Annotated in this window: 19 protein-coding genes; 14 read left to right on the top strand and 5 right to left on the bottom strand. The window is 70.8% G+C overall.

Annotation, left to right across the window (positions count from 1 at the left end):
- The first annotated feature begins 92 nt into the window (after positions 1-92).
- The 3 genes from AP234_RS20240 (at position 93) to AP234_RS20230 (ending at position 2,738) form a co-directional block, all read left to right on the top strand.
- Positions 93-392: a DUF4193 domain-containing protein gene (locus tag AP234_RS20240; RefSeq protein WP_030505490.1), complete on the top strand. Its 300-nt coding sequence runs from the start codon at positions 93-95 to the stop codon at positions 390-392.
- Between the two features lie 25 nt (positions 393-417).
- Positions 418-1,155: a hypothetical protein gene (locus tag AP234_RS20235; protein ID WP_055481246.1), complete on the top strand. Its 738-nt coding sequence runs from the start codon at positions 418-420 to the stop codon at positions 1,153-1,155.
- Positions 1,156-1,331: 176 nt separating this feature from the next.
- Positions 1,332-2,738 carry an alpha,alpha-trehalose-phosphate synthase (UDP-forming) gene (locus AP234_RS20230; RefSeq protein WP_055481245.1) on the top strand — a complete coding sequence of 469 codons (1,407 nt, stop codon included), beginning with the start codon at positions 1,332-1,334 and terminating at the stop codon, positions 2,736-2,738.
- A gap of 27 nt (positions 2,739-2,765) precedes the next feature.
- On the opposite strand, the gene AP234_RS20225 is transcribed toward AP234_RS20230, so the two are convergent.
- Positions 2,766-3,059, bottom strand: a complete 294-nt coding sequence (locus AP234_RS20225) for a DUF4235 domain-containing protein (protein ID WP_055481244.1) — start codon at positions 3,057-3,059, stop codon at positions 2,766-2,768.
- Positions 3,060-3,205: 146 nt separating this feature from the next.
- On the opposite strand from AP234_RS20225, the gene AP234_RS20220 reads away from it, so the two are divergent.
- The 5 genes from AP234_RS20220 to AP234_RS20200 all read left to right on the top strand — a co-directional run bounded on the left by AP234_RS20220 (position 3,206) and on the right by AP234_RS20200 (position 6,772).
- Positions 3,206-4,438 (top strand): AI-2E family transporter, encoded by a 1,233-nt coding sequence (locus AP234_RS20220; protein WP_055481243.1) that lies wholly within the window; start codon positions 3,206-3,208, stop codon positions 4,436-4,438.
- 69 nt (positions 4,439-4,507) lie between these two features.
- Positions 4,508-4,945 (top strand): dUTP diphosphatase, encoded by a 438-nt coding sequence (gene dut, locus AP234_RS20215; protein ID WP_055481242.1) that lies wholly within the window; start codon positions 4,508-4,510, stop codon positions 4,943-4,945.
- A gap of 23 nt (positions 4,946-4,968) precedes the next feature.
- Positions 4,969-5,673 carry a DUF3710 domain-containing protein gene (locus AP234_RS20210; RefSeq protein ID WP_235558268.1) on the top strand — a complete coding sequence of 235 codons (705 nt, stop codon included), beginning with the start codon at positions 4,969-4,971 and terminating at the stop codon, positions 5,671-5,673.
- A 27-nt stretch (positions 5,674-5,700) separates the two neighbouring features.
- A complete protein-coding gene (locus tag AP234_RS20205; RefSeq protein WP_055481241.1) occupies positions 5,701-6,093 on the top strand; it encodes an OB-fold nucleic acid binding domain-containing protein in 393 nt (130 codons plus the stop codon).
- 16 nt (positions 6,094-6,109) lie between these two features.
- Complete coding sequence (locus tag AP234_RS20200) at positions 6,110-6,772, top strand: DUF3159 domain-containing protein (RefSeq protein WP_055481240.1); 663 nt, start codon at positions 6,110-6,112, stop codon at positions 6,770-6,772.
- A gap of 189 nt (positions 6,773-6,961) precedes the next feature.
- On the opposite strand, the gene AP234_RS20195 is transcribed toward AP234_RS20200, so the two are convergent.
- Together AP234_RS20195 and AP234_RS20190 are read right to left on the bottom strand one after the other, a co-directional pair.
- On the bottom strand, positions 6,962-7,621 hold the full coding sequence (locus tag AP234_RS20195) for a potassium channel family protein (protein ID WP_055481239.1): 660 nt from the start codon (positions 7,619-7,621) through the stop codon (positions 6,962-6,964).
- Positions 7,621-8,289 (bottom strand): potassium channel family protein, encoded by a 669-nt coding sequence (locus AP234_RS20190; protein ID WP_055481296.1) that lies wholly within the window; start codon positions 8,287-8,289, stop codon positions 7,621-7,623. Before AP234_RS20190 ends, AP234_RS20195 begins: the two co-directional genes overlap by 1 nt.
- A 104-nt stretch (positions 8,290-8,393) precedes the next feature.
- Between AP234_RS20190 and AP234_RS20185 the strand changes: the two genes are divergently transcribed.
- Both AP234_RS20185 and AP234_RS20180 read left to right on the top strand, forming a co-directional pair.
- Positions 8,394-10,454, top strand: a complete 2,061-nt coding sequence (locus AP234_RS20185) for an APC family permease (protein WP_055481238.1) — start codon at positions 8,394-8,396, stop codon at positions 10,452-10,454.
- Positions 10,444-11,682 carry a class I SAM-dependent RNA methyltransferase gene (locus AP234_RS20180; protein WP_055481237.1) on the top strand — a complete coding sequence of 413 codons (1,239 nt, stop codon included), beginning with the start codon at positions 10,444-10,446 and terminating at the stop codon, positions 11,680-11,682. Before AP234_RS20185 ends, AP234_RS20180 begins: the two co-directional genes overlap by 11 nt.
- Positions 11,683-11,734: 52 nt before the next feature.
- On the opposite strand, the gene AP234_RS20175 is transcribed toward AP234_RS20180, so the two are convergent.
- Both AP234_RS20175 and AP234_RS20170 read right to left on the bottom strand, forming a co-directional pair.
- Complete coding sequence (locus AP234_RS20175) at positions 11,735-11,965, bottom strand: hypothetical protein (protein WP_055481236.1); 231 nt, start codon at positions 11,963-11,965, stop codon at positions 11,735-11,737.
- A 59-nt stretch (positions 11,966-12,024) separates the two neighbouring features.
- Positions 12,025-13,047, bottom strand: coding sequence for a hypothetical protein (locus AP234_RS20170; protein ID WP_055481235.1), 1,023 nt, complete (start codon positions 13,045-13,047; stop codon positions 12,025-12,027).
- Between the two features lie 93 nt (positions 13,048-13,140).
- On the opposite strand from AP234_RS20170, the gene AP234_RS20165 reads away from it, so the two are divergent.
- The 4 genes from AP234_RS20165 (at position 13,141) to AP234_RS20150 (ending at position 19,209) form a co-directional block, all read left to right on the top strand.
- Positions 13,141-14,058 carry an LLM class F420-dependent oxidoreductase gene (locus AP234_RS20165; protein WP_055481234.1) on the top strand — a complete coding sequence of 306 codons (918 nt, stop codon included), beginning with the start codon at positions 13,141-13,143 and terminating at the stop codon, positions 14,056-14,058.
- Positions 14,059-14,125: 67 nt separating this feature from the next.
- A complete protein-coding gene (locus AP234_RS20160) occupies positions 14,126-15,583 on the top strand; it encodes a 3' terminal RNA ribose 2'-O-methyltransferase Hen1 (protein ID WP_055481233.1) in 1,458 nt (485 codons plus the stop codon).
- Positions 15,580-18,189, top strand: a complete 2,610-nt coding sequence (locus AP234_RS20155; RefSeq protein WP_431998853.1) for a polynucleotide kinase-phosphatase — start codon at positions 15,580-15,582, stop codon at positions 18,187-18,189. The genes AP234_RS20160 and AP234_RS20155 overlap by 4 nt, the downstream gene beginning before the upstream one ends.
- A 297-nt stretch (positions 18,190-18,486) precedes the next feature.
- Entirely contained in the window at positions 18,487-19,209 is a 723-nt protein-coding gene (locus AP234_RS20150; protein ID WP_055481231.1) for a metal-dependent hydrolase, read from the top strand.
- The last annotated feature ends 80 nt before the right edge of the window (positions 19,210-19,289 follow it).

Here is a 19,289-nt window from a genome sequence, read left to right as displayed (position 1 = left end):
CCGGGCCCCCGCGGGCACAACCACGGCCTCTCAAGCGTTGAAGACGCGCGACGCAGGCGCAGACGGATAGATGAGGGGGATGGAGCACGCCAATGGCTACCGATTACGACAGCCCGCGCAAGACCGACGACGACCTGAACGAGGACAGCCTTCAGGAACTCCAGGCTCGGCGCAGTGACAAGTCGTCGGGCAGCATCGACATCGACGAGACGGATCTTGCCGAGTCGCTTGAGCTGCCGGGGGCGGATCTGTCGAACGAGGAACTCTCGCTCCGGGTGATTCCTCGGCAGGCGGACGAGTTCACGTGCTCGCGCTGTTTCCTGGTGCACCACCGCAGCCAGTTGGCCTCGGAGAAGAACGGCCAGCAGGTCTGCCGCGAGTGCGCGGCCTGAGTTGGGAGACCCTTAGGAGGGTCCGTTGAGTCCCGAATCGAAGGACGAGGTTGCCGACCTGGTCGGCAGACTCGTGGCCCCTGAGGAGACGGACGGGGCCGAGCGGCGTCGGCTGCTCGGCCGCCTCAGCAAAGTGCTCGCCGAGTCCGCACGCAGGGTGGGGAAGAGGGGACGGGGCCGCTGGCTGGCGGACGTGTTCCTGAACATCGCCCCGCGGTTACCGATCAGGGACTACGCGACGCTGCAAGAGCACCACTACGGCCTCACCGGCGAGCAGCTCGCCGACGACCTCGTCCGTACCGCCGCCAAGGCGACGATGGCGGTAGGCGCGGTCGGGGGAGCGCTCGCCGCCGCCGAGTTCGTCGCACCGCCCCTCCTGCTGTCGGCCCCCGCCCAGCTCGTGGCCGAGACCCTGGTCGTCGCGGCCATCGAGGTGAAGCTCCTCGCCGAGCTGCACGAGGTCTACGGCGTGCCGATCCCCGGCAACGGCGCCCAGCGCGCCACCGCGTACACGATCGCCTGGTCCAGGCAGCGCGGCGTCAATCCGCTCGCCCCCGGCTCGGCGACGCTCGCGCTCGGCACGGCGGCCAAGACCGCACTGCGCAACCGCCTGATGCGCACACTCGGCAGGCACCTCACCACCCTCGGTCCCTTCCTCACCGGCGCCGTCGCCGGCGGCGCGCTGAACCGGGCCGCGACCCGCAAGCTCGCCCAGGCCGTACGCGCCGATCTGCGGCGTCAACAGCTTCTGCCGCCGCCCTGACCTCGCGGCCAGATAGCTCAGTGTCACCCGATTGGTCTAAACCACACGGCATCGGCCGTGACCTGCGGTGAGATCATTCTCACACCCTCTTTGTGAATTTCCCTGCTTATGGGCGGGTATGGGCGTTATTCGGTGCCTTTCGTATGGTGGGTACCAGGCGACCCTGGAGGGGCTCAATGCGCAGCACCAGCTCATTTCTGATCGTCGCAAACCGGCTTCCGGTCGATCGCGTGGGTGAGAAAGAGTGGCGGCGCAGCCCGGGTGGGCTGGTGACCGCGATCGCGCCCGTCATGCAGCGGCGCGACGGAGCATGGCTCGGATGGACCGGTGCGGCGGGGGAGGAGCTCAAGCCGTTCGACGACGACGGCATGCACCTGATCCCGGTTCCCCTGTCCCAGCGTGAGGTCGAGCTCTACTACGAAGGCTTCTCCAACGCGACGCTCTGGCCGCTCTACCATGACGTCGTCGCCACCCCCGTGTACTCGCGGGTGCTGTGGGACGCCTACCGCGCGGTCAACGAGCGCTTCGCGCGGGCCGCCGCCGAGGCGGCGGCGCCCGGCGCGGTGGTGTGGGTGCAGGACTACCAGCTGCAGCTCGTGCCCGCCATCCTGCGCAGGCTCCGGCCCGATCTGAAGATCGGGTTCTTCCTGCACATCCCGTTCCCGCCGGTCGAGCTGTTCTACCAGCTGCCCTGGCGCAAGGAGATCCTCGAAGGACTGCTGGGGGCCGACCTCGTGGGGTTCCAGCGGCCGGGCGGTGCCTCCAACTTCGTCCGCCTGTGCCGCCGCCTGCTGGGGCTGCAGAACTCACGCAACGAGATCCACGTCGACGGCCGGGTGGTCCGGGCCGAGGCGTTCCCGATCTCGGTGGACTTCGGTGAGCTGGACCAGCTCGCCCGCGATCCGCGCATCCGGCTCCGGGCCAAGGAGATCAGGGCCGAGCTCGGCGATCCCGAACACCTGCTGCTCGGCGTCGACCGGCTCGACTACACCAAGGGGATCGGCCAGCGGCTCAAGGCGTTCGGCGAGCTGCTTGCCGACGGTGCGGTCAAGCCGGGGGAGGCGGCGTTCGTGCAGGTGGCCACGCCCACCAGGGAACGCGTCGCCGAGTACGTCAAACTGCGGGGCGACATCGAGCTGAGGGTCGGCCGGATCAACGGCGAGCACGGCATACTGGGCACGCAGCCCATCTCCTACCTCCACCAGTCCTATCGGAAGGACGAGCTGGCGGCGCTGTACTGCGCTGCCGACGTCATGGTGGTCACGCCGCTGCGCGACGGAATGAACCTGGTGGCCAAGGAGTACGTCTCCTGCCGGCACGACATGCGGGGAGCGCTCGTGCTGAGCGAGTTCGCCGGGGCCGCCGACGAGCTGCGTCAGGCCTTCATGGTCAATCCGTACGACATAGAAAGCCTGAAGCGGGCCATGCTCGCGGCGATGCGGGCCACGCCGCACGAGCTCGCGCGCCGGATGCGCTCGCTCAGGCGCAGGGTGGCCTCGCACGACGTGGACAAGTGGGCCGGGAACTTCCTCGCGGCGCTCGAGTCCCCGGCAGCGGCCGGCCCCAAGCCGGACCCGGCCTGAGGCGCGCCGAAGTGCGCTGAACCACGCTCAGAGGGCGTCCTTGGCGGCGGCGTCCTTCCAGGAGCGCCACTTCTTCGCGGCCGTGCGGGTCGCGACGATCCTGGCGACCTCCATGCCCAGGCCCATCACCACCGCGTAGGCGACCGCCTCGCCGAGACCGATGTCCGGTGAGTCCGCACTGGCCGGGGGCTTCTTGCCCGTGGTCTTCTCCCAGGCGAACCCGAGCACCTTGCGCGAGGCGAACCCCACGGCGAGCCCGATGAGGCCGCCCAGGATGCGCCACTGCAGGTCCGGCTTATCAGCGCTCTTGTCGTCCGACATGATTCCTCCTCAGTCCGACCCTATCCGCCAGGGCCGCTCCTACACGCCGTTCGGCCCATGGACGGTCTGCCCGGCACCGCCATGCCGCTGTTTTGAACCGGTAAAAGGGGTGCGCGCCCGGAAGAGGAACGTGCCAGTCTGGACGTGTGATCTCGCATAAGAGGCGTCAGGCCGAGGGTGTGCCCCCGGTGCTCGCCACCTTGGCCGCGTGGAGCTGGCGACTGCTGCTCATCGGCGTGCTGATCTACGTCCTGGCGCTGATCATCGGCCGGCTCAGCTTCGTCGTCCTGCCGGTGGCCGTGGCCTTCCTGCTGACCGCGCTGCTGCACCCGCTGACCCGCAGGCTCAAGACCACCGGGCTGCGCCCGATCTACGCCACCTGGATCACCATGCTCCTCGGGCTGGCGGTCATCGTGGGCGTCGGCTTCATGATCGGCGTGCGGGCGAACGAGGAGTTCCCCCGGCTGGTCGAGCAGATCCAGATCACGGCCAGGGGCGCGCAGGACTGGCTGCTGCACGGACCGCTCCAACTGAAGGAGGCGCAGCTCGCCGACATCGTCGACGAGCTGGGCAAGCAGATCAACGAGCGGCGTACCGAGATCACCGGCACCGTCCTCACCGGGGCCACCGCGGTCGTCGAGGTGCTCGCCTCCATCGTGCTGATCCTGTTCGTCACGTTCTTTCTGCTCAAGGACGGCGACCGGATCTGGGCCTGGTTCCTGCGCGCCTTCGGCGCCGCCGCGCCTCGGGTGGACCGGGCCGGACGCGCCGCCTGGGTCACGATCTCCCAGTACGTGCACGGCACGGTGGCCGTGGCCGCGATCCACGGGTTCATCATCGGAGTGGTCCTCGCCGGGATGAAGGTGCCCCTGTGGGCGCCACTCGCGGTGCTGATCTTCTTCGCGAGCTTCATCCCGGTCGTCGGCATCTTCTTCGCCGGCGGCATCGCCACGCTCGTGACCTTCGGATCACAGGGCTGGGTGTACGCGTTGATCTTCGTGGGCATCCTCGTGGTCGAGCAGCAACTGGAGAACCACGTGCTGCAGCCGTTCATCGTCGGCCGGGCCCTCGCCTTCCATCCCCTGGCGATCATCCTCGTCCTCGCCGTCGGCGGTGTGCTCGGCGGGATCGCCGGGGCCGTGGTGGCCGTGCCGCTGACGGCGGTCATCTACCGGGCCCTGCCCGAGCTGCGCCGCGATCCCGACGAGCCGATCGCGGAACCCCCTCAGGAACCTTCGGCGGGGACCCCCGCCGCGCCGCCCACCGGACCTCCCGCCGGGCCGTCCGCCGCGCCTCCGGCCGGGCCGTCCGGAGTCCCGCCCGCGGCGCCGCCGGCCAAGGAGGCCGCGGGGAAGGTGTCACCGCGACACGAGGGGTAGGAACCTGGCGGGCACGCCGGTGCGGGTGCTCACGGATAAACGCTCAGCGGTGGCGGTAGGGTCTGCGTCATGAGTGTGGAGGTGCTGATCCAGCGGCTCGATCCGGAGCTTCCGATGCCGACGTACGCGCACCCGGGCGACGCCGGGGCCGATCTGTACGCGGTGCGGGACGTCGAGCTGCTCCCGGGGGAGCGCGCCGTGGTCGGCACCGGTGTCGCGATCGCGCTGCCCGACGGGTACGCCGCGTTCGTGCATCCCCGCTCGGGACTTGCCGCCAGGCTCGGGGTGACGCTGGTGAACGCGCCCGGCACGGTGGACGCCGGCTATCGCGGCGAGATCAGGGTGACGCTGATCAACACGGACGCCAAGGACGCGGTACGGCTCCGGCGGGGCGACCGCATCGCCCAGCTCGTCGTCCAGCGGGTGGAGCGGGCCGCCTTCCACGAGGTGGATCGGCTGCCCGGCTCGGTCCGCGGCGCGAACGGCTTCGGCTCCACCGGGGCCTGAAAGCCCGCACATATCCAAGGAGTGTGAACGAAGTGTTCCGACGTCGGCGACGCGCGGAGGAGGAGACGGCACCTGTCGTCGCGGGGGTCGGGGAGCGGCCTGCCGCCCCCACCCGGACATCGGGTCCGTGGGACGCGCAGGAAGCCTATCCGGAGGCCGAGCGGGTGGACCTCGGCGGGCTGCTGCTGCCCGTCGGCCCGCGCTTCGAGATCCAGCTCAGCGTGACCGGGGACCACATCGACGGGGCCATCGTCCTGGTCGAGGAGAGCGCCCTGCGGGTGCAGGCGCTGGCCGCGCCCAAACGGAGCGGGATCTGGGACGAGGTGCGCGCGGAGATCGCGCGGGAGGTGACCGCCGCCGGCGGCACCGTCCAGGAGCAGGAGGGGCCGTTCGGGGCCGAACTGGCCGCGAGGGTGCCGCCCGCGCCGGGCGAGACGCCCCAGCCGGTCCGCTACCTCGGGGTCGACGGCCCCCGCTGGCTGCTGCGCGCGGTCATCAGCGGCCGCGCGGCCCTCGACTCCACGGCTGCCGAGATCCTCGAGAACGTGGTGCGCGACATCGTGGTGGTCCGGGGCGACGAGCCGATGCCCCCGAGGGAGACCATCCACCTGCGGCTGCCCGCCGAGGCACGGCAGGCCATGGAGCAGCAGGCCATGGAGCAGCAGGCGGGTGCGCAGGAGGAGTTCCGGCCGTTCGAGCGTGGCCCGGAGATCACCGAGACCAGGTGACGTATCCTGCGAGCGGAGGTGAAACCGATGAGCACGCCGGAGCCCGCCAAACCGGGCGGTCTGCGCGGCTTCTTCCGGAGGCTGACCACAAGTCAGGCCGAGCTGGAGGCCGAAGAGCTCAGGGAGGACACGGGACGCCAGGGTGCGACGCCCATCGCCTCATGCGACGATCGGCGGCGGTTCCGCGTCGCCGGAACCCTCCGCACCGTCACGTTGCGGCCGAGGGGCGGCGCCCCGGCCCTTGAGGCGGAGCTGTACGACGGGTCGGACGTGATCGACCTCGTCTGGCTGGGCCGACGTAGAATCGCCGGAATCGAGCCAGGCCGAGTGGTACGCGCCGAAGGCCTGGTCAGCATCCAGGATGGCCGTAAGGTCATGTTCAATCCGCGCTACGAGCTGCGCCCGGCTGGTGGCCAGTGATCTACCGGGAGACCGTATGAGTACAGCGGACATGGCGGCCGCCCCGGCGGCGCACGCAACCGTTGAGGCGGCCGTCCGTGCCCAGCTGTCGAAGGCGTTGGGCGGCAAACGCGGCATCGTCGAGGCGGCAGTCCCCACGATCTTCTTCACCGGGATGTGGATCGCCACCCACGAGTTGAAGACGTCCCTGATCGTCAGCATCGCCGCCGCCGTGGTCCTGCTGCTGATCCGGCTGGCCCAGCGCACGACCCCGCAGTTCGTGCTCAACAGCCTCCTCGGCATCGGGATCGGCGCGTTCTTCGCGATGCGGTCGGGCGACGCCAAGGACGTGTTCCTGCCCGGGATCTACTACAACGCCGGTTACGCGGCCGTGATGCTGTTGTCGATCGTCGCCCGCTGGCCGCTGGTGGGCTTCCTCATCGGCTCGGTGACCGGCGACCCGACGGCCTGGCACCGCGACCCCGGTCTCGTCCGCCTCTGCTCGCGGCTGACCTGGCTGCTGATGCTGCCGTGCGTGGTCCGGGTGGTGGTGCAGCTGCCGCTCTACTGGGCGGGCCAGGTCACCGCGCTGGGCATCGCCAAGATCGCGCTTGGCTGGCCCCTGCAGGTCGCCGGGCTCGCGGCCATGGTCTGGGTGCTGGCCCGGGGCCGTACGCCCATCCACCCGCCGGCCGATTGACGCCCGAACCCGTGCCGATCACGACCTAGTGCCGCGACCGTCAAGGTTTGCCCGGAAGGAGCGGCGGCCAGGGTGGTGCATCGCAAGGCGGAGGAGGAGCTGAGTAGCGCGGAGCTACGAGCGACGACTCCAACGCCGCGAGGTGCCGCCCTGGACGACGCGACGAGGCAAAGATCGGCGGGAGGGGCACTAGTGGCCGGACAGCAGGTGGGCGAGCCGGTGCTCGACCTCCTGGTTGGCCACGAACAGCAGCTCGTCGCCCGCCTCGAGCGGGTCGTCGGCGGACGGTACGAGGACCCGGCCCTCGCGCAGGATCGCCACGAGGGCCGCGTCCTCCGGCCACGGAACCGATCCGGTCCGCTGACCGACCACCGGGGCGTCCTCCGCGAGGGTCAGCTCCACGAGGTTGGCCTGCCCCTGGCGGAAGGTCATCAGGCGGACCAGGTCGCCCACGCTGACGGCCTCCTCGACCAGTGCCGACAGCAGACGCGGCGTGGAGACAGCGACGTCGACCCCCCATGACTCGTTGAACAGCCACTCGTTCTTCGGGTGGTTGATGCGGGCGACCACGCGCGGCACGCCGTACTCGGTCTTGGCGAGCAGCGAGACCACCAGGTTGACCTTGTCGTCGCCGGAGGCGGCGATCACCACCTGGCAGCCGTTCAGTCCCGCCTCGTCGAGTGAGGAGATCTCGCACGCGTCGGCGAGCAGCCACTCGGCCCGCGGCACGCTCTCGATCTGGATCGCGTGCGGATCGATGTCGATGAGCAGGACCTCGTGCCCGCTCTCCAGCAGTTCCGCCGCGATCGAGCGGCCGACGGCACCCGCGCCGGCGATCGTGACCCGCATCAGTGCTCCTCGTGCGAAGGCGGCGCCGACAGCATTTTGTTGATCCGGTCCATGTCGCTTTCGGCCGCGACCAGGTGCAGGATGTCGCCCTCCTGGATCACGGTGGCGTCCTTGGGCACGAGCGCCTCGCCCATCCGGTGGATGAACGCCAGCCGGGCGCCCGTGGCGGCCTCGGCCGTCCTGACCCGGACGCCGACCCAGCCGGGGTGGAAGGGCACCTCGGCGAGGATCACCTTCCCCGTGGTGTCCCGCCACAGCGGCTCGGCCCCCTCCGGGAGCACCCGCCGCATGATCTGGTCGGCGGTCCACCGGACGGTGGCGACGGTGGGGATGCCCAGCCGCTGGTAGACCTCGGCCCGGCGGGGGTCGTAGATGCGGGCCACGACGTTCTCGACGCCGAACATCTCGCGCGCCACCCGGGCGGAGATGATGTTGGAGTTGTCGCCGCTGCTGACGGCGACGAACGCCGCCGCCGACCCGATGCCGGACTCCTCCAGCACGTCGCGGTCGAAACCGACGCCGGTCACCCGGCGGCCGCGGAATCCGGCGCGCAGCCGGCGGAAGGCCTGCGGGTCGCGATCGATGATGGCCACGGAGTGGCCGTTGTCTTCGAGGATGTGGGCGAGGGTCGAGCCGACCCGGCCACATCCCATGATCACAATGTGCATGCTCACCCGCCGTCGATAGTGGCGGTCTCCTATTGGAGACAGTATGTCGCGCGCTGCGCCATCGCGTGAGTCCGGCGCGACACTGGGCATTAGGCTCTCCAGTCGTGTCCAGGGTGACAGATCTCGTCAAGAGGCTGCTCGTGGGCCGGGCGCTGCGCAGCACCCAGCTCCACCATCAGCTGCTGCCCAAACGCATTGCGCTGCCGGTCTTCGCCGGTGACGCGCTGTCGTCGGTCGCCTATGCCCCGCAGGAGATCCTCGTCATCCTGTCGATCGGCGGCGTGGGTCTCTACGGTTTCGGCCCGTGGGCGGCGGCCGGGGTCGTCCTCGTCATGCTCACGGTGGTCGCCTCCTACCGGCAGAACGTGCACGCCTACCCGAGCGGCGGCGGCGACTACGAGGTCGCGACGACCAACCTCGGGCCGAACGCCGGTCTGACCGTGGCGAGCGCGCTGATGGTCGACTACGTCCTGACCGTCGCCGTCTCGGTCGCCAACGGGGCGGACTACGTCGGCGCGACCATCCCCTTCGTGGCCGAGCACCGGCCGACGGTGTCGATCGCGATCGTCGTCCTGCTGACCATCGTCAACCTGCGCGGCATCAGGGAGTCCGGCGTCGCCTTCGCCGTTCCCACCTACGCCTTCATGGTGGCCGTGCTCGGCATGGTGCTGTGGGGGCTGTTCCGGCTGCTCGTGCTCGGAGACCGGCTGCACGCGCCCACGGCCGACTACGAGATCGTCGCCGAGCAGGCCGACCTCGCCGGATTCGCCATGGCCTTCCTGGTGCTGCGCGCGTTCTCGTCCGGTTGTGCGGCGCTGACCGGGGTCGAGGCCATCAGCAACGGCGTGCCCGCCTTCCGTAAACCGAAGAGCAAGAACGCCGCGACGACGCTGCTGATGATGGGCCTCATCGCGGTCACGATGTTCAGCGGGATCATCTTCCTCGGCCTCAGATCCGGCGTGAAGCTCAGCGATCCGGCGACCACCGCCAGCCACGTCCTGATCCACGGGCAGCCGGCCGGCCCCGACTACTACCAGCAGCCGATCATCGCGCAGGTCGCGTCGGCCGTCTTCGGCGGCGGCTCGCTCATGTTCGTCGTGATCGCCGCGGTGACCGCCCTGATCCTGTTCCTCGCGGCCAACACCGCGTTCAACGGCTTTCCCGTGCTCGGGGCGATCCTCGCCCAGGACCGATACCTGCCGCGCCAGCTCCACACCAGGGGCGACCGCCTGGCGTTCAGCAACGGCATCGTCATCCTCGCGGCCGGGGCCTGCCTGCTGATCTGGGCGTTCAACGCCGACGTGAGCAAGCTGCTCAACCTCTACATCGTCGGGGTGTTCGTCTCGTTCACGCTGAGCCAGATCGGGATGGTCCGGCACTGGACCCGCCACCTGAAGACCGAGACCGACCCCCTCACCCGGTTCCAGATGATGCGCTCCCGGCTCATCAACGGCTTCGGCGGCTGCATGACCGGGATCGTCCTCGTCGTCGTCCTGCTGACGAAGTTCACCCACGGTGCGTACATAGTCTGCATCGCGATGCCGACGCTCTTCCTGATGATGAAGGCCATCCGGCACCACTACGACCGGGTCGCGGAGGAGCTCGCCGCGCCGGAGGAGGGCGAGATCGACGAGTCGATGCTGCCCGCACGCAACCACGCCATCGTGCTCGTCTCCAAGATCCACAAGCCGACGCTGCGTGCGCTCGCGTACGCGAGGGCGACCAGGCCGTCGAGCCTGGAGGCCGTCACGGTCGCCGTGGACGCGGAGGAGGCCGCCGAGCTGCAGGAGGAGTGGGACCGCCGGGGCGTCGCGGTGCCGCTCAAGATCCTCGACTCGCCCTATCGGGAGATCACCGGACCGATCCTCGAGTATGTCAAGTCGCTGCGCCGCCGTTCGCCCCGGGACGTGGTGACCGTCTACATTCCGGAGTACGTGGTGGGCCGCTGGTGGGAGCATCTGCTGCACAACCAGAGCGCGCTGCGGCTGAAGGGGCGACTGCTGTTCAAACCGGGTGTGATGGTGACGAGCGTGCCGTGGCAGCTCGCCTCCTCCGACCGGCTGAAGGGCCGGCGCGAGCCGATGGGGCCCGGCGCCGTCCGCCGGCGCTATGGAACAGGCCGGGACGAGCACGTGAAAACAGGAGGAGGTCGTGATGCCGGTTGAGCTCACGGTGGGAAACGTCGCCAACGGCGGCTGGTGCGTGGCCAGGCACGAGGGCCGGGTGGTGTTCGTCCGGCACGCCCTGCCCGGTGAGCGCGTACTCGCCGAGATCACCGAGGAGACCGCCCGCTTCCTGCGTGCCGACGCGGTCGAGATCCTGGAACCCTCGCCCGACCGGGTGACCCCGCCCTGTCCGTTCAGCGGTCCCGGTCGCTGCGGCGGGTGCGACTTTCAGCATGTCTCGCTCGACGCGCAGCGCAGGTTGAAGGCGGACGTCGTCGCCGAGCAGTTGCGCCGCCTCGCCGGCATCGACAGGAAGGTCGTGGTCGAGGAGGTGCCGGGTGCCGGGGAAGACGGCCTCGGCTGGCGCACCAGGGTGCAGTTCGCCGCCGACCGGGACGGCCATCTCGGGCTGCGCCGGCACCGCTCGCACGACATCGAGTACATCGATGCCTGCCCCATCGCGCATCCCGCGGTCGAGGAGGTCGGCGCCGAGGTCCGCAACTGGCGCGGTGCCGAGGCGGTCGAGGTGGTGGCCTCCTCCGGCGGCGACCACGCCGTGATCGTACGGCCCGAGCCGCGCCGGCGGGTCGCCGTACCGGAGGTCGAGGCGGCCGTCCTCCTGGACGAGGGCAGGCGCGGCACCCGGGCACTGAGGGGGCGGGCGACGCTGACCGAACGCGTCGGAGGCCGAGACTTCCGGGTGACGGCGAGCGGCTTCTGGCAGGTCCACCCCGGTGCCGCGGCGACCCTGCTCGACGCGGTGCTCGCCTTCGGGCTGCCGGAGCCGGGGGAGTGGGCGCTCGACCTCTACTGCGGCGCCGGGCTGTTCGCCGCCGGGCTCGCCGAGGCGGTCGGCCCGGAGGGCGCGGTGCTCGGCATCGAGTCCGAGGCGCAGGCGGTGCAGGACGCCCGGTGGAACCTGCGTGATCTGCCCCAGGCTCAGATCGAGCGGGGCAAGGTCGAGGAGGCGCTCGACCGGCTGGAGATCGAACGCGCCGATCTCGTCGTCGCCGACCCGCCGCGCGCCGGACTGGGCCGCGCCGTCGTCGACCGCGTCGCCGAGTTGGGGGCCTCCCGCGTCGTCTACGTGTCCTGCGATCCGGCCACCATGTCACGGGACATCGCCTGGTTCGCCCCGTACGGCTACCGCTTGGCCGATCTGCGGGCATTTGATCAATTCCCGATGACCTACCACGTGGAGTGCGTCGCGCTGCTGGTCAGAGACTGATCAGAGGGAAACCCCGCATCTGCCGGTGCGGGGCGCTTCCATCTCGGGGGGATCAGACGCGAACGCCCTCTAACCGCGCGACGACGCGGGAGAGGAGGTCACGCATCTCGATCTGCCCGGCTTTGAGCTCGGCGATGTCGTCTCTCATGATCGCCGTGTTCCTCTCGATGCTGCCGACGGACCGTTCCACGACGCCGAGCCTGTCTTTGATCTCGGTGACGTCGCATCTGATCTCGTGCATGTCGGACTCGAGGGTGCCGACGCGTTGTTCCAGGTAGGGCATGCCGCCAGGTTATGGGTTCGCCTCGGCGCCGGGTGGCGGAACAGGGAATTTCCCTGAGGCTATCCGGGCAGGCCGGAGAGGGTGCGGATGACGGAGATCGGGGGTTTCGCGCCGCGCGTCGACAGCCAGGCCAGGCCGTGCCGCGCGCGGAAGGCGGCCAGCCGCCTGGCCTCGGGCACCCCGAGATCCCGGGAGCCGGTCAGCACTGGCGTGAGGGCGATCCGCCGCCAGACCGAGGTGCCGGACACGTCCAGCACACGTTCCAGTTGCCTGTGCGCCGATCGCACGGCCGCCGCCATCCCCTGGAGGCCGCGGGAGGACGGAACGAGCAGGTTGACGGTGTCGATCTCCGCGCCCGCTGCCCGCACCGCCCGGAGCATGCTCGCGTCCGCCGGGGAGATGCCGTACTCGGTGGCGGACAGGGTGAAGGTGATGCCGATCGGCCGCCCCCGGTCGCGTGCCTCGCGCTGCAGCCGTGCGATGGCGGCCGCGCGGCGGCGGGTGGCCGCCGAGTCCGCCGAGTCGTGGATCTCGAAGTCGAGACCGGCCGGATCGAACGCCTCGACCACCCGCCGGTAGGCCGCGATGAGGCGGGCCTCGCTCGGGCAGGCGGCGGACAGCTCCGGCCCGTACGGCCCGCCGAAGGCGATGTCGGCGTCTCCGCCGTCGGCCCGGACCAGGGCGAGCCGGTCGATGACCGGGACGCGGCCGGGCGCCGGGCGGCCGGTCCATCGGCCCGCCCATCGGAGCGTGCAGCCGTCCTGTCCCGCCGTGAGGTGGCCGATCGTGTACCACCTCGCCCACGCCGCGGTGTGCCCCGCCGAGGCGTCCACGAACTCGGTGTACGCCCGCTCCGGGGTGACCGGCAGCGGATCGGGCGTCCCCGACGCCGGCGTCGAGGGCATCGCGGAAGGCGCGGCCGTACGGACGGCGCCGACCTGGTGTGAGACGACCAGGGGCTCGGCGGAGGTGGGCAGAAGCCAGAGCGCCAGACCGGTGCCGGTGACGAGCGTCAACGCACCCAGGAGCACCAGGGATCTGGGCGGGGTGCCCGCTTCGCGGGCCGGCCGTGTCGACTCCATGCCGACTCCACCACCCACCACGAATAGTTGTGTTCTGACTACGTTACGCACACGTTAGCAAGGAGCCGTTGGGGCGGAGGAGATAATGGGCGGATGAAATTGAGGATCTTCACGGAACCGCAGCAGGGTGCTAGCTATGACGACCTGCTGACAGTCGCGCGGACGGCGGAACGGCTGGGGTTCGACGGGTTCTTCCGGTCCGATCATTACCTCCGGATGGGGGCGGGGAGTCCCGACCCGGGCCCCACCGACGCCTGGGTGACGCTGGCGGGTCTGGCCCGTGAGACGTCGTCGATCCGGCTGGGAACGCTGGTGACCGCAGGGACGTTCCGCCTGCCCGGGCCGCTGGCGATCAGCGTGGCCCAGGTCGACCAGATGAGCGGCGGCCGGATCGAGCTCGGTCTGGGCACCGGCTGGTTCGAGGAGGAGCACACCGCCTACGGCATCCCGTTCCCTCCGATCGGGGAGCGGTTCGACCGGCTGGCGGAGCAGCTGGAGATCATCACAGGCCTCTGGGGGGCGACCAAGCCGTTCTCGTTCGAGGGGGCCCACTACCGCCTCGTGGACTCCCCGGCGTTGCCGAAGCCGGCCCAGCGGCCCGGACCCCCGATCATCCTGGGCGGCGCGGGACCACGTCGCACACCCCGGCTGGTCGCCAGGTTCGCCGACGAGTACAACGTGCCGTTCCACGGCCTCGACGACACCGGGGCCGCCTACACGCGCGTGCGGGAGGCGTGCGAGGCGGTGGGCCGGGACGCGATCACGCTGTCCGCTGCCCAGGTGCTCTGCGCCGGCCGTGACGAGGACGAGATCGCCCGTCGTGCGGCGGCCATCGGCCGGGAGGTGGCGGAGCTGCGCGCGAACGGCCTGGCCGGCACGCCGGAGGAGATCGTGGAGAAGATCGGGCGGTTCGCTGAGCTCGGCGCCGAGCGGATGTACCTCCAGGTCCTCGACCTCGGTGATCTGGAGCACCTGGAGCTGATCGCGGCCGAGGTGCTCCCGCGCGTCTGATCGCCGTCTGATCGTCGGCACCGCAAATCGGTGGCGGGCGAAAGGGGCATCCGGCACACTTTGCCGGGTGCTCCTCACGATCTCGACCACCTCGCGCCCGGCCACGGACCTCGGTTTCCTCCTGCACAAGCACCCCGACCGGGTGCAGGAGTTCGGCCAGTCGTTCGGCACGGCCCGGGTCTTCTACCCGGAGGCGGACGAGCATCGGTGCACGGCGGCCCTGCTGGTCGAGGTCGATCCCGTCCGGCTGGTCCGCTCACGGGGCAGGTCGTCACCCGACTTCTCTCTCGGCCAGTACGTCAACGATCGGCCGTACGCCGCCTCCTCTCTGCTCGCGGTGGCGCTCGCCGACGTGTTCCGTACGGCACGGGCCGGGCGGTGCGCCGCGCGGCAGGAGCTGGCCGACGGCCCGATCCCGCTGGAGATCGGCCTGCCCGCGCTGCCCTGCCGGGGCGGGGCCGAGCTCGCGCACCGGCTGTTCGGACCGCTGGGCTGGACGGTGGACGCGGCGGCCGTGCCGCTCGACGAGCGTTTCCCGGAGTGGGGAGACTCCCGATATCTGCGGGTCACGCTGCGCGGCGCGCTGCGGCTGGCCGACGCGCTGAACCATCTGTACGTGCTGCTGCCGGTGCTGGACGACGCCAAGCACTACTGGATGGCCGGCGACGAGGTCGACAAGCTCGTACGCGCGGGGGAGGGCTGGCTCGCCGCCCACCCCGAGCGCGGGCTGATCACGCGTCGCTATCTCGGCAGGCGCGCCGCGCTCACCCGGGAGGCATTCGCCCGCCTGGCCGAGCTCGGCGACGACCTCGAGGAGACGCTGGCGCCGCCCGTGGAGGAGGAGACCGCGGGTGAGACCGGCGGCGACGCCGTCGACGACTCCGGCGGCGAGATCAGGACGCCCCCGCTGAACGTGCTGCGCCGGGAGGCGGTGGTGGCGGCCCTGGAGGAGATCGGCGCCCGCACAGTGATAGACCTCGGCTGCGGATCCGGGCAGCTGCTCTCCGCCCTGCTGGCCAGGCCCGCCTTCACGCGGGTCACGGGGATGGACGTGTCGGCGTGGGCGCTCGCCATGGCCGGCCGCAGGCTCAGACCGGACCGCATGCCGGACGCCAAGCGCGCCAGGCTGGAGTTGTTCCAGGGGTCGTTGACGTACACCGACGCCCGGCTCGCCGGGCACGACGCCGCGGTGCTGATGGAGGTCGTCGAGCACGTCGACCCGCCGCGGCTGCCCGCGCTCGAACGGGTGGTCTTCGGTACGGCGACGCCCGCGCACGTGATCGTGACCACGCCGAACGCGGAGTACAACGTGAAGTACGAGTTCCTGGCCCGGGAGGGCGGCCCGCCCGCGCGGCGGCACCCCGACCACCGGTTCGAGTGGACCCGCGCCGAGTTCGCCGAGTGGACGGCCGGGGTCTGCGAGAGGTACGGCTACGCCGTGACCCTGCGACCCGTGGGGGAGGCCGACCCCGAGGTGGGGCCGCCCACCCAGCTCGCCGTCTTCACATCGAGGGGGAGACGATGAGCGCGCCCATGAGCGTTTCCGGAGTCGTTCCGGTGAACGTGCCGGAGATGTCACTGGTCGTGCTGGTGGGCATCTCCGGCAGCGGCAAGTCCACGTTCGCGGCGCGGCACTTCCGGCCGACCCAGGTCGTCTCGTCGGACTTCTGCCGCGGGCTGGTCGCCGACGACGAGAACGACCAGTCGGCCACTCCGGACGCCTTCGACGTGCTCCACTACATCGTCGGCACCCGGCTCAGGCGCGGCCTGCTCACGGTCGTGGACGCCACCAACGTGCAGTGGGAGGCGCGCAAGAAGCTGATCGAGCTGGCCCGCGCGCACGACGTGCTCGCCGACGCCATCGTGCTGGACGTGCCGGAGGAGGTGGCGATCGCCCGCAACGCGAACCGGCCCGACCGGGACTTCGGCCCGCAGGTGATCCGCCGCCAGCGCAGGGACCTCAGGCGGTCGCTCGGCAAGATCGGCAAGGACGGCTTCCGCCGGGTGCACGTCCTGCGCGGGGAGGACGCCGACCGGGTCGTCGTCGGCTACGAGAAGGCGTGGAGCGACCGGACCGAGCTGACCGGCCCCTTCGACATCATCGGCGACGTGCACGGCTGCCGGTCGGAGCTGGAGTCGCTGCTGCGCCGCCTCGGCTGGCGGGTCACGCCGGACGGCGCCGCGCACCCCGAGGGCCGCACGGCCGTGTTCGTCGGAGACCTCGTCGACCGCGGCCCGGACACGCCGGGCGTGCTCCGCCTGGTCATGGGCATGGTCGCGGCCGGCACCGCGCTGTGCGTCTGCGGCAACCACGAGCAGAAGCTGGTCCGTGCGCTGCGCGGCCATGCCGTACGCGCCACCCACGGGCTGGAGCGGTCGCTGGAGCAGTTCGCCGCCGAGCCGGCGGAGTTCCGGGAGTCCGCACGGGAGTTCATGGACGGGCTGATGAGCCACTACCGGCTCGACGGCGGCCGGCTGGTGGTGGCACACGCCGGGCTCAAGGAGGCCTACCACGGTCGGGCCTCCGGCCGGGTCCGGGCCTTCGCGTTGTACGGCGACACCACGGGAGAGACCGACGAGTACGGCCTGCCGGTGCGCTACCCGTGGGCGAACGAGTACCGGGGACGTGCGATGGTCGTCTACGGGCACACGCCGATCCCGGAGCCCGAGTGGGTCAACAACACGATCTGCCTGGACACCGGGGCGGTCTTCGGCGGGCGGCTGACCGCGCTGCGCTATCCCGAGCGGGAGATCGTGTCGGTCCCGGCGGAGAAGGTCTGGTACGAGCCGGTCCGGCCGCTCGCCGCGCCGGCGGTCGTCCGAGATCCGGGCGTGCTCGACATCGGCGACGTGGACGGCACGCGGTACGTGGAGACGAGGTACGGCGGCCGCGTCAAGATCGCGGAGGAGAACTCGCGGGCCGCGCTGGAGATCATGAGCCGGTTCGCCGTGGACCCGCGCTGGCTGGTCTACCTCCCGCCGACGATGGCGCCGCCGCAGACCTCGACGCTCGACGGCTTCCTGGAGCACCCGGCCGAGGCGTTCGAGGAGTTCGCCGCGGCCGGCGTCGCGCGGGTGGTGTGCGAGGAGAAGCACATGGGCTCGCGTGCGATAGCCGTACTGGCCAGGACCCCGGAGACGGCGGCCAAGCGGTTCGGCGTCGCCGACGGCTCGGCGGGGGTCGTCTACACCCGCACCGGCCGGCCGTTCTTCGACGACCACGACCGCGCCGCCGGTCTCGTCGACCGCCTGCGCGAGGCGGTGCGCCCGCTGTGGCGGGAGCTGGACTCCGACTGGGTGGTGCTCGACTGCGAGCTGCTGCCCTGGTCGGCCAAGGCCGAGGGGCTCATCCGCGAGCAGTACGCCTCCGTCGGCGCGGCGGCCGCCGCCACGCTGCCCGAGACGGTCGCGGTGCTGGAGCGGGCCGCGCGGCGCGGCCTGGACGTGGCGGCCCCGATGGAGCGTGCCCGGCTGCGCGCGCGCAACGCCGCCCTGTTCCGGGAGGCGTACGCGCGGTACTGCGGGCCGGTCTCGGGTCTGGAGGGCGTCCGGCTCGCGCCGTTCCAGATCCTCGCCTGCGAGGGCCTGCCGACCGCCGTGGAGCGCCCGCATGAGTGGCATCTGGACCTGCTGGGCCGCCTCGACGCCGACGTCATCACCCCGACCCGGCATGTCTTCGTCTCGCTCGACTCGCCGGAGGAGCGGGCCGCGGCGGTCGCGTGGTGGTCGGCGCTCACGGAGGCGGGCGGCGAGGGCATGGTCGTGAAACCGGCTCAGTTCACGCCGGCCCGGTTCACGCCGGCCCGGTTCACGCAGGCCCGGTTCACGCAGGCCCGGTTCACGCAGGCGCAGGTCACTTCGGACCGGCCCGTGCCGAGGCGGGTGCAACCGGGGATCAAGGTGCGGGGGCGGGAATATCTGCGCATCGTCTACGGGCCCGACTACACCGAGTCGCTCGACGTGCTGCGGCACCGGTTCACCGGCAAGAAGCGCTCGCTGGCGCTGCGGGAGCACGCGCTCGGGCTGGAGGCGATCACCCGGTTCACCGAGGGCGAGCCGCTCTGGCGCGTCCACGAGGCGGTCTTCGCCGTGCTCGCGCTGGAGTCCGAACCGGTGGATCCGCGACTGTGAGCGAGCCAGCCCCGGACCGCTTCTGGGGCATCCGGTCTCAGACCCGAATGGCATGACCGGAAGAGTGACGCAGATCACTCAAGGCCTTACCATGAAGGGGAACATAGGCCGAGACCAGAGCGTTATCTCGGTAAGACGGGACCGTTCCGCTTTGAGAGGGCTGGGGGGTGCTCTTGGAGCGGGACAGTCCCGTCTTTTTTGCTGCCCGCGCGCTGACCACCGTCTTTACCGTCGCCGACGCCGTCGCCGCGGGCGTCCCGCCGCCCGGGCGCGGTAGTCTCAGGGCGTGATCTTGCCATGATGGGACACTCGCACGCATTGAGCGGGGCGGCCGTATGGCTGGCCGCCGCGCCGGGCCTGGTGGCGCTTCCCGACGCCCTCGGGATGCCGGAGCTCGCCGCGGTGACCGGCGGCATGCTGACGCCGCCCGAGTTGATGGCGGGCGCGCTGGTCTGCGCCGGGGCGGCCATGCTGCCCGATCTCGATCACCCCAGTGCCACGATCGCGCAGACCTTCGGCCCGGTGACCTGGCTGCTCAGCAAGGCGGTCAACTTCGTCAGCGGCGGGCATCGGCACGCCACACACTCGCTGCTGTTCTCCGTGCTCGCGGGCCTGGGCGCACATCTGCTCGCGGAGCGTTATCCGATCGGGCGCGACATCCTCGTCGTCTTGATGATCGGGCTCGCGCTGCGGGCGGTCGGGGTCGGCGTGCCGCGAAAGACCATCACCTCGGCCGTCATCAACGTGGCGCTCACGGCGGCGACCTTCGTCGTCTTCTTATCGATGGGCGTCACCTACGCGTGGCTCGGTGTCGCGATCGGCGTCGGCTGCCTCGTCCACGTGATCGGCGACTGCCTGACCGAGCGGGGCTGCCCGGTGCTGTGGCCGATCAAGAAGCGGTGGCTGTTGCCGTACGACATCGGGATCAAGACGGGGAAGACCTTCGAGAAGAAGTTCCTCGGCCCGGCCCTGTCGGTCGTCGTGCTCGCCCTGCTCTGCCTGCGGCTGATCCCGGCCTGACCCGATTACTGATAAGTAACTTGATATCGAGATATCTCTCACGATATCTTGATGTCGAGACACCTGCCGACCTTGAGAGT

It is taken from the genome of Sphaerimonospora mesophila (assembly GCF_001417795.1).
GTDB lineage: Bacteria > Actinomycetota > Actinomycetes > Streptosporangiales > Streptosporangiaceae > Sphaerimonospora > Sphaerimonospora mesophila.
Note: the sequence above shows the minus strand (reverse complement) of the source record. Positions and strands in the feature narration are given on the sequence as shown.

Bases quoted from the DNA above. Each gene is read 5' to 3' on its own strand.
- AP234_RS20240 (WP_030505490.1), top strand. From the start codon at position 93: ATGGCTACCGATTACGACAGCCCGCGCAAGACCGACGACGACCTGAAC.
- AP234_RS20230 (WP_055481245.1), top strand. From the start codon at position 1,332: ATGCGCAGCACCAGCTCATTTCTGATCGTCGCAAACCGGCTTCCGGTC.
- AP234_RS20225 (WP_055481244.1), bottom strand. From the start codon at position 3,059: ATGTCGGACGACAAGAGCGCTGATAAGCCGGACCTGCAGTGGCGCATC.
- dut (WP_055481242.1), top strand. From the start codon at position 4,508: ATGAGTGTGGAGGTGCTGATCCAGCGGCTCGATCCGGAGCTTCCGATG.
- AP234_RS20205 (WP_055481241.1), top strand. From the start codon at position 5,701: ATGAGCACGCCGGAGCCCGCCAAACCGGGCGGTCTGCGCGGCTTCTTC.
- AP234_RS20200 (WP_055481240.1), top strand. From the start codon at position 6,110: ATGAGTACAGCGGACATGGCGGCCGCCCCGGCGGCGCACGCAACCGTT.
- AP234_RS20195 (WP_055481239.1), bottom strand. From the start codon at position 7,621: ATGCGGGTCACGATCGCCGGCGCGGGTGCCGTCGGCCGCTCGATCGCG.
- AP234_RS20190 (WP_055481296.1), bottom strand. From the start codon at position 8,289: ATGCACATTGTGATCATGGGATGTGGCCGGGTCGGCTCGACCCTCGCC.
- AP234_RS20180 (WP_055481237.1), top strand. From the start codon at position 10,444: ATGCCGGTTGAGCTCACGGTGGGAAACGTCGCCAACGGCGGCTGGTGC.
- AP234_RS20175 (WP_055481236.1), bottom strand. From the start codon at position 11,965: ATGCCCTACCTGGAACAACGCGTCGGCACCCTCGAGTCCGACATGCAC.
- AP234_RS20170 (WP_055481235.1), bottom strand. From the start codon at position 13,047: ATGGAGTCGACACGGCCGGCCCGCGAAGCGGGCACCCCGCCCAGATCC.
- AP234_RS20165 (WP_055481234.1), top strand. From the start codon at position 13,141: ATGAAATTGAGGATCTTCACGGAACCGCAGCAGGGTGCTAGCTATGAC.
- AP234_RS20155 (WP_431998853.1), top strand. From the start codon at position 15,580: ATGAGCGCGCCCATGAGCGTTTCCGGAGTCGTTCCGGTGAACGTGCCG.
- AP234_RS20150 (WP_055481231.1), top strand. From the start codon at position 18,487: ATGATGGGACACTCGCACGCATTGAGCGGGGCGGCCGTATGGCTGGCC.